Here is a 14,394-nt window from a genome sequence, read left to right as displayed (position 1 = left end):
CTTATGCAGTCCGTCTGAGACTACCCACTTATGCCGCCGCACTGTAGTGGCGCATGCGGTGATCTGCGTCGCTGTGCGCCGTCAGGCGGGGACGAACTCCACACGGAACATCTTCGGCCAAAACTTGCCCGTGATGAGGAACTGCCTCGTGCCGGGGACGGCCGCGATGCCGTTCAGGGCGGAGCCGGGGACGAGTTCGTCGGGGCGCAGCAGGCCCGAGGCGTCGACGGTCGCCGTCACCGTGCCGGTGGCGGAGTCGATGCGCATGATGCGGTCGCTCGGCAGGACATTGGCGTAGACGGTCGTTCCGACGCACTCCAGTTCGTTCAGCTGCGTCACCGGCCTGCCCTCCATGGCCACCACCACCTGTCCGGTCGGTGCGAGCGTGCCGGGGTCGCGGAACGTCATCCGCTGCGAGCCGTCACTCGTCACCAGCCGGTGGGACGCGCCCTGGAGGCACAGGCCCCAGCCCTCGTCCGGGTACGGGACGCGGCGCAGCTCCTTCAGTGTCGCGGCGTCGCGCTCGACGGCGACGCGGTCCCGCCAGGTCAGCTGCCACAGCCTTCGGCCGACGAGGGTGATGCCCTCGCCGAACAGGGGCGCGGGCAGTGCGGCGCGGACCGTTGGGGGTTTCCCCGGCAGTCCCGCGCGTACGGACGACTGCCCGGAGATCCCGGTGCCCTCGTAGAGGGTGCCGCCGGCCATCTCCAGACCCTGCGTGAACGCCTTCGGGTCGTGGGGGAGGACCTCGAGCACCCGGACCCGCAGCCTCTCGACCCCGTGCGCGGTCGCCGGCCCTCCGTGCACGGCCCGGCCTCCGGCCGCGTCGCCGGGGGTGCCTGGTGACGCGGGCGAGGAGCGCCGTCCCCCGTGCGCGACGAACGTGCCGCTGCCGTCGGGCACGGTCCCGGGCCGGGCGCGCGTCGGCGAAGTCGGCGCATCGCCGGCCGGCTGGTCCATCGCGTACGTCGTGCCCCACACGGTGGTGAGCGGACCCCTGGGCGGCTGGGAGCGGGCGAGCGTTGCGGCGGGTCCGATCCAGACCGCGCCGGCCAGCGGGAGCGCCGTGGTGGCCAGCAGGGCATTCCCGAGCGTGCGACGGCGGACGGATGTGCGGCCGCCGGAGCGGCCTTCCCCGGGCAAGCGCACGGCGCCCCGGCCGGTGCCGGGACGCCGTGGTGGTGCCGTACGGGTTTCCTGGTCCGTCATGAATGGCGGCGACGGCGTACGGCGAGCAGCGTGCCACCGCCCGCCACGACCAGGGCTGCCGCGGTGCCGCCCATGGCCAGGGCCTTCTCACTGCCCGTCGCCGCGAGGCTCTTGCCGTTGTGGTGTGTGTTCCGGTGCGCGTGCTGGTTCTGCTGCTGATAGCCCACCGGGTCGGTGACTGCGGTGCGTCCGTGGGACCCGTTGCGTCCGTCGTCGCGTCCCTTGTGTCCACCGTGTCCCGGCTTGCCCGGGTGGTGCGGGGGCTTGTGGGGAGGCGTGCTGACCCCGCCCTGGATGAACACGGTGACGCCGATGCTGACGTCGGGGTTGTCCGCGGTGAGCCGGAGGACGTGCCAGCCGTTGACGACGTTCGCCGGGAGGGTCACGCTCCCCGACACCGATCCGTCCGGCGCGGCCGTGAAGCGGCCGAGGACGATCGGCGTCGATTCCAGCAGCACCGTGACGGTCTGCCCGTTCTGGAAGATCCCTGTAGGGGTGCTGAAGGTCACGGTCTGCCCGGCTGTGAGCGTGGTGCCGGCGGGCAGGGTGAGGGGCGGGGGCGGCGGGTACGGCTGGGCGAAGGCGGTCTGCGCCCCAACCAGTGGCGCCCCGATGAGCATGGCAGCCGATGCTGCCGATGCCAGAACAACTCGCCATCTCGGCGATGCTGTCATCTTCTTCACTCTCCTCGACTTCGATCCGGACCAGGCCTGCAGCGTCGGCCGTCATCACGTTGTGCGTACCAGGACCTAGATACATGGAATAAATGGGACATACCAACATCTGTTGGCGCGGCGGCGATGAGAGTCACCGAGTAGGTGAGCCTTTCCCTCCAATGGGCCGACATGGGGGTGGCTACCTCCCTTCGGCTGTCCGAGTCCCTATGGTCTGCTTCATGCATTTGGGGACGTAATGCCCTTAAAAGGGCGGTTCCCTCGGTTCTATGAGGGGTGCAGCTTGGATCTCCACGGATTCCTGAAGGCTCTTGCCAGACGTTGGCCGACCGTCGTGGTCTGTCTCGTTCTCGCGGTCGGTGCGGCGCTCGCCGCGACGAGCTTGAGCACCCCCGTCTACGAGGCGAGGACCCAGCTCTTCGTCGCCACCCGCTCCGGGGAGGACACCGCACAGCTCAACCAGGGGCAGAGCTTTTCCCAGGCGCGCGTGCAGTCGTACGCCGCCATCGTGACGACCCGCCAGGTGACGGAGCCGGTGGTGAAGAAGTTGCGGCTGCACACCACGCCGGAGGAGCTGGCGTCCCGGATCACGGCGACCGCCCCGCTCAACACCGTGCTCATCGACATCACCGTCCGGGACACCGTGCCCGACCGGGCCGCGCACATCGCCAACGCCGTGGCGCAGCGGTTCGGTTCGGTCGTCGAGCAGTTGGAGACGCCCAAGCACCCGGTCGGCCCGACGCAGAGCAGGAAGAGCCGCAAGGGCGACACCGCGTCCGTCTCACCCGTCTCACTGGGGATCACCCAGGAGGCCGTCGCCCCCACCGCTCCCGTCTCGCCGCGCCCGCTGCTCAACCTGGCCGCGGGTGTGCTCGGTGGCCTCCTGCTCGGTGCCGGACTCGTCGCCCTGCGCGAGGTCCTCGACACGACGTTCAAGACGAGCGAGGCCCTGGGGGAGTTCACCGCCCTGCCCGCTCTCGGCGCCATCCCGTACGACAAGAACGCTCCCAAACGGCCGCTCGTCAGCGCCGAGGGGCACTCCAAGCGTGCCGAGGCCTTCCGCAAGCTGCGCACGAACCTGCAGTTCTCCCAGGTCGACGACCCGCCGCGGATCATCGCGGTGACGAGTTCCGTGCCCGGTGAGGGCAAGACCAACACCGCGGTGAACCTCGCCCTGTCGCTCGCCGAGGCGGGCGTGTCCACCTGCCTGGTGGACGCCGACCTGCGCCGCCCGTGTGTGGCCCAGACCTTCGGCCTCGTGCAGGACGCCGGTCTGACCACGGTGCTCATCGGACAGGCCCGTACCGAGGACGTGATGCAACAGGCCGCCGACGGTCTGGCGGTACTCGCGAGCGGTGCCGTACCGCCGAACCCCACGGAGCTGCTCGCCTCGGCACGCATGGAGGAGACGTTGCGCGAGCTGGCGGACAGCTACCAGGCGGTGATCGTCGACACCGCGCCGCTGCTGCCGGTCGCCGACACCGTGGGGCTCGCCTCGCTCACGCAGGGTGCGCTGCTCGTCGTGCGCGCCGCGAAGACCAGCCGCGACCAGGTACGCGCCGCCGCGGAGTCGCTGGAGCGGGTGGGCGTCCGGGTCCTCGGCACGGTCTTCAGCATGGCTCCGGTTCCCATGGGCGGTCACTACGGCAGTTACGGCACCTACAGCGCCTTCGGTACCGCGGACCACGGTGGTCAGGGGGAACTGCCGGCCCCCCGCGCGTCGGTTCCCCGGCGGGGCGTGCCCGCGTCCGCGGGAACCCGTGTGCCCGGTGAGAGATGACCCGGGTCCTGTTCATCTGTACCGGCAACGTGCACCGATCGGTCCTGGCCGAGCGGCTGCTGGCGGCGAGGCTTCCGCCCGGCTCCGCCCTGCGGCCGGAGAGTGCCGGCACCGAGGCGTGGCACCGCTCCCGTATGGAGAGCGCGACCAGAGCGGTGCTGGAGGAACTGGGCGGGGACGGCTCCGGCTTCGCCTCCCGCCCGCTCACCGCACAGCTCGTCGAGGGGGCAGCGCTGGTCCTGGGGCTCGCGCGGGAGCATCGGGAGGCGGCGGTGCGGCTCGCGCCGTCGGCCATGCGGCGCTGCTTCACGCTGAGGGAGTTCGTGCGGCTCGCGGACGCGGAGGACGGGGGTGTGGGCGGTTTCGACGCCGTTGTGGCGGTCGCGGCCGCCCGCCGGGGGACCGGGGCCCCGGTCCCCCCGGACGAGGACGACATCCGGGACCCCTGGGGCAGGCCCCGGCAGGAGCTGTACGGGTGCGCCCGGGAGATCGACGGGGCGGTGAGCGGACTGGCCTGGCTGTGGGCCGTCAGCGAGGGCGGTGCATCATCGGTGGGGATCGGTGGGGATGACACAGGGGGATGAAGCAGGGTGAGCCGGGAAGAGCGCAGAAAAGCGCTCTTTTCCCTGGTCCCCGCTGGTCGCCGGGGGTGACGTTCGCGGACGTGTGCCGCCTTTCGGCCGGTGGCCGGTGGCGGCGCCGCCACCCGCGCTGCCGGGTCGGCGGGAGGGGCCCGGCGTCGCGCCGGGGTGAACGCTGCCGGCCGGGGCGCCGGCTCCGCCGGCCGGTCCCGCAGGAGTCGCACGCCTCTCGGTGCTCCGCGCACCCCACGCCACCTGCGGTGATTCCCCGGTTGCCGTGTGACGCCGGATGAAAGTTGAGTCCGACCGACTCAGCTCTGTTGACGCCGAGTCGACCCTCGTGCATCCTTGAGCCTGTTCCACTCAAGTCAGCTGGAGGATTCACCATGGCACGTGCGGTCGGCATCGACCTGGGCACGACTAACTCCGTCGTCAGCGTTCTGGAGGGCGGCGAGCCCACCGTCATCACCAACGCCGAGGGTGCCAGGACCACGCCGTCCGTCGTCGCCTTCGCCAAGAACGGCGAGGTGCTGGTCGGCGAGGTCGCCAAGCGCCAGGCGGTCACGAACGTGGACCGGACCATCCGCTCGGTGAAGCGCCACATGGGCACCGACTGGAAGATCTCCCTGGACGGGAAGGACTTCAACCCGCAGCAGATCTCCGCGTTCATCCTGCAGAAGCTGAAGCGGGACGCCGAGGCGTACCTGGGCGAGAAGGTGACCGACGCGGTCATCACCGTCCCGGCGTACTTCAACGACTCCGAGCGGCAGGCCACCAAGGAGGCCGGCGAGATCGCCGGCCTGAACGTGCTCCGCATCGTCAACGAGCCGACCGCCGCCGCCCTGGCCTACGGCCTCGACAAGGACGACCAGACCATCCTTGTCTTCGACCTCGGTGGCGGCACCTTCGACGTGTCCCTCCTGGAGATCGGCGACGGCGTCGTCGAGGTGAAGGCCACCAACGGTGACAACCACCTCGGTGGCGACGACTGGGACCAGCGCATCGTCGACTACCTGGTCAAGCAGTTCCAGTCCGGTCACGGCGTGGACCTGTCCAAGGACAAGATGGCCCTGCAGCGTCTGCGTGAGGCTGCCGAGAAGGCCAAGATCGAGCTGTCCTCCTCCACCGAGACCTCGATCAACCTGCCCTACATCACCGCCTCCGCCGAGGGTCCGCTGCACCTGGACGAGAAGCTCACCCGGGCGCAGTTCCAGCAGCTGACGGCCGACCTGCTGGAGCGGTGCAAGACGCCCTTCCACAACGTCATCAAGGACGCCGGCATCTCCATCAACGAGATCGACCACGTCGTGCTCGTCGGTGGCTCCACCCGTATGCCCGCGGTCGCCGAGCTCGTCAAGGAGCTGACCGGCGGCAAGGAGGCCAACAAGGGCGTGAACCCGGACGAGGTCGTCGCCATCGGCGCCTCGCTCCAGGCCGGTGTCCTCAAGGGCGAGGTCAAGGACGTCCTGCTCCTCGACGTGACCCCGCTGTCCCTCGGTATCGAGACCAAGGGCGGCATCATGACCAAGCTGATCGAGCGCAACACCACGATCCCGACGAAGCGTTCGGAGATCTTCACCACGGCGGAGGACAACCAGCCGTCCGTGCAGATCCAGGTCTACCAGGGCGAGCGCGAGATCGCGGCGTACAACAAGAAGCTCGGCATGTTCGAGCTGACCGGTCTGCCGCCGGCGCCCCGTGGCGTCCCGCAGATCGAGGTCTCCTTCGACATCGACGCCAACGGCATCATGCACGTCACGGCGAAGGACCTCGGCACCGGCAAGGAGCAGAAGATGACCGTCACCGGCGGCTCCTCGCTCCCGAAGGAAGAGGTCGACCGCATGCGCGAGGAGGCCGAGCGCTACGCGGAGGAGGACCACAAGCGCCGCGAGGCCGCCGAGGCCCGCAACCAGGGCGAGCAGCTCGTCTACCAGACCGAGAAGTTCCTCAAGGACAACGAGGACAAGGTCCCGGGCGAGATCAGGACCGAGGTCGAGTCCGCCGTCGCCGAGCTGAAGGAGAAGCTCAAGGGCGAGGACACGGCCGAGATCCGCTCCGCCACCGAGAAGGTCGCGGCCGTCTCCCAGAAGCTGGGCCAGGCCATGTACGCCGACGCCCAGGCCGCGCAGGCCGCCGCCGGCGGTGCCTCGGCCGGTGCCGGTGAGGCCAAGGCCGACGACGACGTGGTGGACGCCGAGATCGTCGACGACGAGCGGAAGGACGGTGCCGCGTGACGGAGGAGACCCCGGGCTTCGAGGAGAAGCCTGACGTCCCCTCCGGCGCCACCCCTGATGACGCCGAGCCGCAGGCCGCCTCCCCCTCTTCGGAGGAGGCGGCGGCCCCGGCGGGGGACGCAAGCGACAACAACGCCGGTCTGGTGGCGCAGCTGGACCAGGTGCGCACGGCGCTGGGCGAGCGCACGATGGACCTCCAGCGACTCCAGGCCGAGTACCAGAACTACCGCCGCCGCGTCGAGCGCGACCGGATCGCGGTCAAGGAGATGGCCGTCGCCAACCTCCTGACCGAGCTCCTGCCCGTGCTCGACGACATCGGCCGCGCACGCGAACACGGCGAATTGGTGGGCGGTTTCAAGTCCGTCGCCGAGTCGCTGGAGACCGTCGCGGCGAAGATGGGTCTGCAGCAGTTCGGCAAGGAGGGCGAGCCCTTCGACCCGACCATCCACGAGGCCCTGATGCACAGCTACGCGCCGGACGTCACGGAGACGACGTGCGTGGCGATTCTGCAGCCCGGGTATCGCTTCGGCGAGCGCACCATCCGCCCCGCGCGGGTGGCCGTCGCCGAGCCGCAGCCGGGGGCGCAGACGGTCAAGGCCGAGGAGACGACCGAGGCGGGCGACGACAAGGAGAACGGTGGCCCGGACGAGGGCTGACGTACACCACGAAGGCACAGGGAAGGAGGGACGTCGGGGATGAGCACCAAGGACTTCATCGAGAAGGACTACTACAAGGTCCTCGGCGTCCCCAAGGACGCCACCGAGGCCGAGATCAAGAAGGCGTACCGGAAGCTCGCCCGCGAGTACCACCCGGACGCCAACAAGGGGAACGCCAAGGCGGAGGAACGTTTCAAGGAGATCTCCGAGGCGAACGACGTCCTCGGCGATCCCAAGAAGCGCAAGGAGTACGACGAGGCCCGCGCCCTGTTCGGCAACGGCGGGTTCCGTCCCGGTCCCGGGGCGGGCGGCTCCTTCAACTTCGACCTGGGCGACCTCTTCGGCGGCCAGGGCGGCGCCGGGGGTGGCTTCGGCGGCGGTCTCGGTGACGTCTTCGGGGGCCTGTTCAACCGCGGCGGCGGCGCGGGCACGCGTACCCAGCCCCGGCGCGGCCAGGACATCGAGTCCGAGGTCACACTGAGCTTCATGGAGGCGGTGGACGGCGCGACCGTGCCGCTGCGCATGTCCTCGCAGTCACCGTGCAAGGCCTGTTCGGGCACCGGCGACCAGAACGGCACACCGCGCGTGTGCCCGACCTGCGTCGGCACCGGGCAGGTGGCGCGCGGCTCGGGCGGCGGCTTCTCGCTGACCGACCCGTGCCCGGACTGCAAGGGGCGCGGGCTGATCGCGGAGCACCCGTGCGAGGTCTGCAAGGGCAGCGGCCGGGCCAAGTCGTCCCGGACGATGCAGGTGCGCATCCCGGCGGGCGTGTCCGACGGGCAGCGCATCCGGCTGCGCGGCAAGGGCGCACCCGGCGAGCGGGGCGGCCTGGCCGGCGACCTGTACGTGGTCGTGCACGTCAATCCGCACCCCGTCTTCGGCCGCAAGGACGACAACCTCACGGTGACCGTGCCGGTGACGTTCGCGGAGGCGGCGCTCGGTGCCGACATCCGGGTGCCCACCCTCGGCGGGCCCCCGGTGACGCTGAAGCTGCCCCCCGGCACCCCGAACGGGCGTACTATGCGCGCCCGTGGAAAGGGCGCGGTCCGCAAGGACGGCACCCGCGGCGACCTGCTGGTCACCGTGGAGGTGAGTGTCCCGAAGGACCTGTCGGGGAAGGCTCGTGACGCGCTGGAGGCGTATCGCGAGGCAACCGCGGGCGAGGACCCGCGGGCGGAGCTGTTCCAGGCCGCGAAGGGAGCATGATGCGATGGACGGCCGTCGACGCAACCCGTATGAGCTGACCGAGGACACGCCGGTCTACGTCATCTCGGTGGCGGCCCAGCTCTCCGGACTGCACCCGCAGACGCTGCGCCAGTACGACCGCCTGGGGCTCGTGTCCCCGGACCGCACCGCGGGCCGGGGCCGGCGCTACTCGGCCCGCGACATCGAACTGCTCCGCCAGGTTCAGCAGTTGTCGCAGGACGAGGGCATCAATCTGGCCGGCATCAAGCGCATCATCGAACTGGAGAACCAGGTCGCCGCGCTCCAGTCCCGTGTCGCGGAACTTCAGGCCGCGCTCGACGGCGCGGCGGCGGCGATGCGTCAGCGCGAGGCGGCCGTCCACGCCTCCTACCGCCGCGACCTGGTGCCGTACCAGGAGGTGCAGCAGACCAGCGCGCTGGTGGTGTGGCGCCCGAAGCGGCAGCAGCAGGACTGAGGGGAACACCCGACGGCGAAGGGGCCCGCGGCGCAGCGCGGGCCCCTTCGCCGTGCCGGAGCCGGTGAGCTTCGGGGCGGCGGGCGGGGGCAGGTCCGAGAGGCGGCCGGGCCCTGGCGGGGCTGCCGGACGACTCGTTGGCGGGCACGACGGCGGTGGCCGCCGCGGCGGTCGTGCGTCGTCTGGCTGGGTTTATTCGGCCCTCTGATCGGATCGGGACGCGGCAAGGCATCCGTGATCACGACCCGTGGGACGAGGGAGAGGCTGTACAGGAACTTTACTTTTCGCTGACTCTTCGGGGAGCCGGACGTTCGACACCCACTTGTGGATGCGTGACGAAGATCACGTTTCATGGAAATTTACCGAAGCGCTGAGATCCGTCGGCTGGTTGACCTTGTGTCAGGTACCGATCGCGCCAGGTGACGGACTGAATTCGCATCAGGCGGGCAGGGGCGGAGTGCCGCCACGCGACGCTCCCTTGGTTTTCACTTGACTCGCACAGTGATCCTGTTGCCATCTCGTTAACCCGTAGTTCTTGACGCTGCGTACCGTCCCCGCGTTGGCTTTCAGCCACCTGGGTCGCAACGCTGCTCCCTCGCCCGGAAGGCACCTGATGTGATTGCTCGTACCACCCGTAGGACCGCTGTGCGTCGTACCGCCATGGCCCTGGCCGCCTCGGCGTCGGCCGTCTCGCTCGCCGCGTGCGGGGTCATCGACGGAGTCGGCGGCAGCAGCAGCTCCGCCACGCCGAAGAAGGGCAACGACATCACGGTCGGTCTCCTTTTGCCCGAGAAGGAGAACCCGCGGTACGACAAGTTCGACTACCCCATCATCAAGAAGCAGGTCGCCTCCCTCACCGACAACAAGGGCAAGGTCGTCTACGCCAACGCCGACGCCGACCCGGCCACGCAGAGCAAGCAGCTCGACCAGATGATCGCCGACAAGGTGGACGTGCTGCTGGTGGACGCGGTCGACGCCAAGGCCATCGCGCCCGGCGTGCAGAAGGCCAAGGACGCGGGCATCCCGGTCATCGCCTACGACCGTCTCGCCCAGGGCCCGATCGACGCGTACATCTCCTTCGACAACGAACTGGTCGGCCAGGTCCAGGGCCGCGCCCTCACGGACGCGCTCGGAGCCAAGGCGTCGAGCAGCAAGATCGTCATGATGAACGGCTCGCCCACCGACCCGAACGCGGCGCAGTTCAAGGAGGGCGCGCTCAGCGAGCTCCAGGGCAAGGTCAACATCGTCAAGTCCTACGACACCAAGGACTGGAAGCCGGAGAACGCCAAGGCGAACATGGCGCAGGCGATCCAGGCTGTCGGCCTGGGCAACATCGCCGCGGTCTACTCCGCGAACGACGGCATGGCCGGCGCCGTCATCGAAGCGCTGAAGGAGGCGGGCGCCAGCAAGATCCCGCCGGTGACCGGGCAGGACGCGGCGCTGGACGCGGTGCAGCGGATCGTCTCCGGTGAGCAGTACATGAGCGTGTACAAGTCGTACCCGGAGGAGGCCAACAACGCGGCCGAGATGGCCGTGGCCAAGGTCCAGGGCCGCTCGATCGAGTTCGACGCGCTGACCCGTGACCACGTCGACAGCCCGACGGAGAAGAAGATCCCGTCGATGCTCGTGCCGGTGGTCGCCCTGACGAAGGACAACATCAAGGACACGGTGATCCAGGACGGCATCTACACCGTCAGGGACATCTGCACCGGGAAGTACAGGGCGGACTGCTCCGCCATCGGCCTCCGGTGACCCGGCCCCGGGATGCCCGGCGGCCGGCGTGCCCGCCCGGATCCCGGCCCCGTCTCTGCGGCCCGCACCCCGAAAGGGGCGCGGGCCGCAGCCCGTTCGGTCCGCCCGTGTGCGATCGGCGACCCCGGTCAGCTTGGTGCAGCGGACGGTCCGGAGGTGGGGAGAAACCGGGAGGTTACAGGGCAAGGGCGGCCGTCGGGGCGGGCGAGCCGTGTTGCGGTGGCGGGCGGCTCCGCGCATAGTTGCGCTGCGAAGGCGTGCGGGGGCGCGGCGCGGACGGCGCGCGTCCGTGTGCGTGAGGGAGTCGCCGGCGGGCCGCGTCGCGCGGGACGCGGGAGCCAGGAGTCGTAAGCCAGGGGTGGAAGATGGCCGGGCACGGGAGGGACGCGCATCCACACGGTGCTGACCGGCTCTGCGAGGCCGGGACCCGCGTGTACTCCCGGGCGGTGCGTCGCGGGCGGGTGCCCCGCGCCGACGCCGCGAAGGTGCCCTGCCTGCTGGAGCTGGCGCTGCTGCACCCCGACCCCGACGACATGGACTGGCTGGTGCCGACCGCCCCGCAGGAGGTCATGACCCGCCTGCTGCGCGGTGTGCACGAGGAGGTCTCCGCGAGCCAGGCGCGGGTCGGCACGGCCGTGGCCGCCGTCGAGTGGTACGCCGGGCTGGACGGCCGTGAGCAGGGCCCTCAGGAGGGCGTGGCGATCCGGGTGCTGGACGGGCTGACGCGGATCCGCGCCGCCATGGACGAGGCGACGGAACGGTGCACGACCGAGGTGCTGACCGTGCAGCCGGGCGGTATCCGCCGCGAGGAGGAGCTGGCCGAGGGCCTGCCGCGGGCGCTGGAGATGCGCCGCCGGGGCGTGCGCATGCGCGACCTGTACACGCATGTCGCCCGGCACGGCCAGGGCCTGCACACCTATCTGGAGCTGATGGGCGACGCCGCCGAGGCGCGCACCCTGGACGAGGTGCCCGAGCGGCTGATCCTCTTCGACCGCACCGTGGCCTTCGTCCCCGCGAACGCGGACCGGACGATCGCGCTGGAACTGCGCCATCCGGCCCTCATCGAGTACCTGGTGACCGTCTTCGAACGCCTGTGGCGTCTCGCGATCCCGCTCACCTCACCGCTGCCCGAGACGGGCATCGACGGCATCACCCACCGGGAGCGCTCCATCGCGGCGCTGCTCGCCGAGGGCCACCAGGACGCGGTGGTCGCCGAACGGCTCGGCATCAGCGTCCGCACCTGCCGCGCGCACATCGCCCGCCTGTCCGAGACCCTGGGCGCGGCGAGCCGTACGCAGCTCGGGGTACGGATCGCCCAGGCGGGCCTGGACGGTCCGCCGCGCGCGCCGGAGTTGCTGCCGGTGACCGCTCCGCGTGCTCCGGAACCGCCGGCCGAGCTGTGAGGCCGCTCCGGTGCGGGCCGGTCCGGGTGCGGCTCGCCGCGTCCCTTCCCGCGGCTTTGGTGCCCCCGCTTCCGCGCTCCCCCTCAGTGCTCCTGCTTCAGGATGCCCGACTCGGCTATGAGGTAGCCGAGTTGGGCACGGCTTCCGCTGCCCAGGGCCTGGGCCAGCTTGGCGATGTGGGCCCGGCAGGTGCGGACGTTCATCCCCAGCCGGCGGGCGATGGCCTCGTCGACGTGGCCCTCGACCAGGAGCTTGGCGATGGAGTGCTGGATCTCCGTGATGCCGTCGGGGGCGGTTTCGTACCGGGCTCCGGTGCTCAACGGCACGGCGCGGGCCCACATGAACTCGAAGACCTTGATCAGGTACCGGACCAGACCCGGGTGCCGGAGTTCCAGGGCGACCTGGCGGTCGTCCCGCGTGGGGATGAACGCCACTGTCTCGTCGCAGATGATGAGACGCTCCACCAGCTCGTCGATGGTGCGGTACTCCACCTTGCCGTCGGAGAACTGCGCGACGTAGCCCAGCGTCTCGGGGCTGTAGCGGGCGGTGTGCTGGTAGAGGGTCCGGATGCGCACGCCACGCTCGATCAGCGGCCTGTCACGTTCCAGGCCCTGCACGAGAATGTGCTCGAGGCGGCGGCTGCTCGGCTGTACGGTGAGCATTTCTGACTGGCACTCGGCCGTGGCGAGGTCCAGTGCCGCGTTGATCCTCTCCAGGCCCTCGAGCACGGTGATGGAGTGCGTCGGGGTCGTGACCTGGGCGCTCAGTGTCATGAACGGCTCGAAGGCATCGGCGAGTTCGATCGACAGCCGCCTGCGCTCGGCGATCTCGCGCTCGATCGGATTGAGCCGGTGGGCGAGGGCGACGGACGGGGGGACGGGGCGCAGCCAGTTCGGGTCGTCGGGATCGGGGTGGAGAAGGGCGAACTCCATCAGGCAGGGGGCGGGCTCCGCGTCCTCGCGTGCGATGCGTCCGGTGCGCAGTGCGTTCGCGTACAGACGGCTGCCTTCATCGCACAGCTCGGTCATCGCATGGGGATGTGACGCTTTGGTCGGATTTGCCACGAAATCTCCACCCCCCAGGGTCCTGAACATGCAGGAACATGATGCACCGATTGTGTGGCCATGACGTGCCCGAATGAGCCATCGTCTTGTTCGACGGGGGAAGAGGGGACCTTCAAGTGAGGACGAAGCCGACTATGAGCAAGAGAATGCTTCGCTCGGTGCTTGTTGCCACCGTCTCCGCCGTTTTGGCCATGGGCGCGTTGAGTGGCCTCTCGGGCGAGAAGGGCGATGCTCGGGCGGACAGCACCTGGGGAGTCGTCAAGGGCGGTGCTGTGAGTGGCGGCAGTGCCGACGCGGCTTCTCCGGTGGGTGAAGACGACAGCACGTGGGGCTGAACCGATGACGACTCCACCCGACGACCGCTCCTTCCGCCGCGAAATGGCCACCGCCTACCGCTCCGGCTGGCACTTCATCGACCTGGCCACCGCCATCCCCCATAGCGGTGACTCGTTGATGGTGACCGTGTTCGGGGAGCCCGTCGTCGTCACCAGGGACGAGGACGAGGACGTGCGGGCGTACCGGCTGCTGCGGCGGCCCCGGGGGGCACCGCAGCCCGTGCGGTGCGCCATCCGGTACGGAATGATCTTTGTGAACCTGGACCAGCGCGACCACCGGCTGTCCGAGGCGGACAGTCCGGAGGTGAGGACCATCTCAGCCACCCCCCGCAGTGCCTGACGCGATTCCCCCCGTCGTAAGAGATCGCTCAGGTGCTTCCCCCCGCAGCGGCGTCACCGTGACCTGAACACGGTGACGCCGCTGCAGTTTTCCGGGGACATCTACGGACATCGCCCGGATCCGACGGTGGCCGAAACCAGTCGCTGCACCCACCCCGGCGCAGCTCCGCCTGCCCCACGCCCGGCGGCGCGGCCCGGCCACAGCACTAGCCGCGTCCCAGTGCTCGGGAGAGCTCGATCTCGATCACCACGCGCGACGGGTTCGGCGACGGCACCCTGCCGTAGCGCTCGGCGTAGCGTCGTTCCGCCTCCGCGACCCGTTCCGGATCGGCCGAGACGTGGGCGCGCCCCTCCAGCGTGGCCCACCGCCGCCCGTCCACCTGGCAGACCGCGACGGGCGCTCCCTCGGCCCCCGCCGCCGCCACATGCCCCGCCTTCGCGCTCGCCTTGTTCGTGATCACCCGGGCCAGCCGCTCCTCGGGGGCGTACGTCACCCCGACCGGAACGACGTGCGGAGTTCCGTCCGGACGCAGGGTCGTCAGTGTGCACAGGTGTCTTTCCCGCCAGAACTCGAGGTACCCGGCGTCGGGTGCGCCGGGGTCTCGGGAGTACGTGCCCATGAAACGGACGCTAGCCGTTTCCTCTCCCGCGTGGCGCCTTGAGTGGAATAGACTCAACTTTGTGTACGTTGCCGTAGTCACAGTGGA

Annotated in this window: 14 protein-coding genes; 10 read left to right on the top strand and 4 right to left on the bottom strand. The window is 70.1% G+C overall.

Annotated features, from left to right (window positions below):
• Window positions 1-81: 81 nt before the first annotated feature.
• On the bottom strand, window positions 82-1,209 hold the full coding sequence (locus tag AC5WS8_RS29510; RefSeq protein WP_496106547.1) for a glutaminyl-peptide cyclotransferase: 1,128 nt from the start codon (window positions 1,207-1,209) through the stop codon (window positions 82-84).
• Complete coding sequence (locus tag AC5WS8_RS29505; RefSeq protein WP_496106546.1) at window positions 1,206-1,829, bottom strand: LAVTG motif-containing sortase-dependent surface protein; 624 nt, start codon at window positions 1,827-1,829, stop codon at window positions 1,206-1,208. The genes AC5WS8_RS29510 and AC5WS8_RS29505 overlap by 4 nt, the downstream gene beginning before the upstream one ends.
• A 337-nt stretch (window positions 1,830-2,166) precedes the next feature.
• On the opposite strand from AC5WS8_RS29505, the gene AC5WS8_RS29500 reads away from it, so the two are divergent.
• The 8 genes from AC5WS8_RS29500 (at window position 2,167) to AC5WS8_RS29465 (ending at window position 11,949) form a co-directional block, all read left to right on the top strand.
• Window positions 2,167-3,663: a tyrosine-protein kinase domain-containing protein gene (locus tag AC5WS8_RS29500; protein WP_496106545.1), complete on the top strand. Its 1,497-nt coding sequence runs from the start codon at window positions 2,167-2,169 to the stop codon at window positions 3,661-3,663.
• The gene (locus AC5WS8_RS29495) at window positions 3,660-4,247 is read left to right on the top strand and encodes an arsenate reductase/protein-tyrosine-phosphatase family protein (RefSeq protein WP_496106544.1); all 588 of its coding nucleotides are present in this window, start codon (window positions 3,660-3,662) and stop codon (window positions 4,245-4,247) included. Before AC5WS8_RS29500 ends, AC5WS8_RS29495 begins: the two co-directional genes overlap by 4 nt.
• A gap of 383 nt (window positions 4,248-4,630) precedes the next feature.
• Complete coding sequence (dnaK, locus tag AC5WS8_RS29490) at window positions 4,631-6,478, top strand: molecular chaperone DnaK (protein WP_496106543.1); 1,848 nt, start codon at window positions 4,631-4,633, stop codon at window positions 6,476-6,478.
• The gene (gene grpE, locus AC5WS8_RS29485; RefSeq protein ID WP_496106542.1) at window positions 6,475-7,134 is read left to right on the top strand and encodes a nucleotide exchange factor GrpE; all 660 of its coding nucleotides are present in this window, start codon (window positions 6,475-6,477) and stop codon (window positions 7,132-7,134) included. The genes dnaK and grpE overlap by 4 nt, the downstream gene beginning before the upstream one ends.
• A gap of 39 nt (window positions 7,135-7,173) precedes the next feature.
• Window positions 7,174-8,340, top strand: a complete 1,167-nt coding sequence (gene dnaJ / locus AC5WS8_RS29480) for a molecular chaperone DnaJ (RefSeq protein WP_496106541.1) — start codon at window positions 7,174-7,176, stop codon at window positions 8,338-8,340.
• Window positions 8,341-8,344: 4 nt separating this feature from the next.
• Complete coding sequence (locus AC5WS8_RS29475; RefSeq protein WP_471442596.1) at window positions 8,345-8,794, top strand: heat shock protein transcriptional repressor HspR; 450 nt, start codon at window positions 8,345-8,347, stop codon at window positions 8,792-8,794.
• A 645-nt stretch (window positions 8,795-9,439) separates the two neighbouring features.
• The gene (locus AC5WS8_RS29470) at window positions 9,440-10,546 is read left to right on the top strand and encodes a sugar ABC transporter substrate-binding protein (protein ID WP_496106540.1); all 1,107 of its coding nucleotides are present in this window, start codon (window positions 9,440-9,442) and stop codon (window positions 10,544-10,546) included.
• A gap of 365 nt (window positions 10,547-10,911) precedes the next feature.
• Window positions 10,912-11,949, top strand: a complete 1,038-nt coding sequence (locus AC5WS8_RS29465; RefSeq protein ID WP_496106539.1) for a helix-turn-helix transcriptional regulator — start codon at window positions 10,912-10,914, stop codon at window positions 11,947-11,949.
• Between the two features lie 83 nt (window positions 11,950-12,032).
• Here the strand turns inward: AC5WS8_RS29465 and AC5WS8_RS29460 are convergent, their stop codons facing one another.
• A complete protein-coding gene (locus AC5WS8_RS29460; protein WP_496106538.1) occupies window positions 12,033-12,977 on the bottom strand; it encodes a helix-turn-helix transcriptional regulator in 945 nt (314 codons plus the stop codon).
• 170 nt (window positions 12,978-13,147) lie between these two features.
• Between AC5WS8_RS29460 and AC5WS8_RS29455 the strand changes: the two genes are divergently transcribed.
• Together AC5WS8_RS29455 and AC5WS8_RS29450 are read left to right on the top strand one after the other, a co-directional pair.
• The gene (locus AC5WS8_RS29455) at window positions 13,148-13,348 is read left to right on the top strand and encodes a hypothetical protein (RefSeq protein ID WP_496106537.1); all 201 of its coding nucleotides are present in this window, start codon (window positions 13,148-13,150) and stop codon (window positions 13,346-13,348) included.
• Window positions 13,349-13,352: 4 nt separating this feature from the next.
• Window positions 13,353-13,688 carry a Rieske (2Fe-2S) protein gene (locus tag AC5WS8_RS29450; protein WP_200422238.1) on the top strand — a complete coding sequence of 112 codons (336 nt, stop codon included), beginning with the start codon at window positions 13,353-13,355 and terminating at the stop codon, window positions 13,686-13,688.
• Between the two features lie 205 nt (window positions 13,689-13,893).
• On the opposite strand, the gene AC5WS8_RS29445 is transcribed toward AC5WS8_RS29450, so the two are convergent.
• Complete coding sequence (locus AC5WS8_RS29445) at window positions 13,894-14,307, bottom strand: pyridoxamine 5'-phosphate oxidase family protein (protein ID WP_496106536.1); 414 nt, start codon at window positions 14,305-14,307, stop codon at window positions 13,894-13,896.
• Window positions 14,308-14,394 lie beyond the last annotated feature (87 nt).

It is taken from the genome of Streptomyces sp. PTL18, from assembly GCF_059510295.1.
Note: the sequence above shows the minus strand (reverse complement) of the source record. Positions and strands in the feature narration are given on the sequence as shown.

Coding starts and splice junctions, on each gene's coding strand:
- AC5WS8_RS29455 (WP_496106537.1), top strand. CDS start 13,148: ATGAGCAAGAGAATGCTTCGCTCGGTGCTTGTTGCCACCGTCTCCGCC.
- dnaK (WP_496106543.1), top strand. CDS start 4,631: ATGGCACGTGCGGTCGGCATCGACCTGGGCACGACTAACTCCGTCGTC.
- AC5WS8_RS29465 (WP_496106539.1), top strand. CDS start 10,912: ATGGCCGGGCACGGGAGGGACGCGCATCCACACGGTGCTGACCGGCTC.
- AC5WS8_RS29510 (WP_496106547.1), bottom strand. CDS start 1,209: ATGACGGACCAGGAAACCCGTACGGCACCACCACGGCGTCCCGGCACC.
- AC5WS8_RS29495 (WP_496106544.1), top strand. CDS start 3,660: ATGACCCGGGTCCTGTTCATCTGTACCGGCAACGTGCACCGATCGGTC.
- AC5WS8_RS29505 (WP_496106546.1), bottom strand. CDS start 1,829: ATGCTCATCGGGGCGCCACTGGTTGGGGCGCAGACCGCCTTCGCCCAG.
- dnaJ (WP_496106541.1), top strand. CDS start 7,174: ATGAGCACCAAGGACTTCATCGAGAAGGACTACTACAAGGTCCTCGGC.
- AC5WS8_RS29445 (WP_496106536.1), bottom strand. CDS start 14,307: ATGGGCACGTACTCCCGAGACCCCGGCGCACCCGACGCCGGGTACCTC.
- AC5WS8_RS29475 (WP_471442596.1), top strand. CDS start 8,345: ATGGACGGCCGTCGACGCAACCCGTATGAGCTGACCGAGGACACGCCG.
- AC5WS8_RS29460 (WP_496106538.1), bottom strand. CDS start 12,977: ATGACCGAGCTGTGCGATGAAGGCAGCCGTCTGTACGCGAACGCACTG.
- AC5WS8_RS29450 (WP_200422238.1), top strand. CDS start 13,353: ATGACGACTCCACCCGACGACCGCTCCTTCCGCCGCGAAATGGCCACC.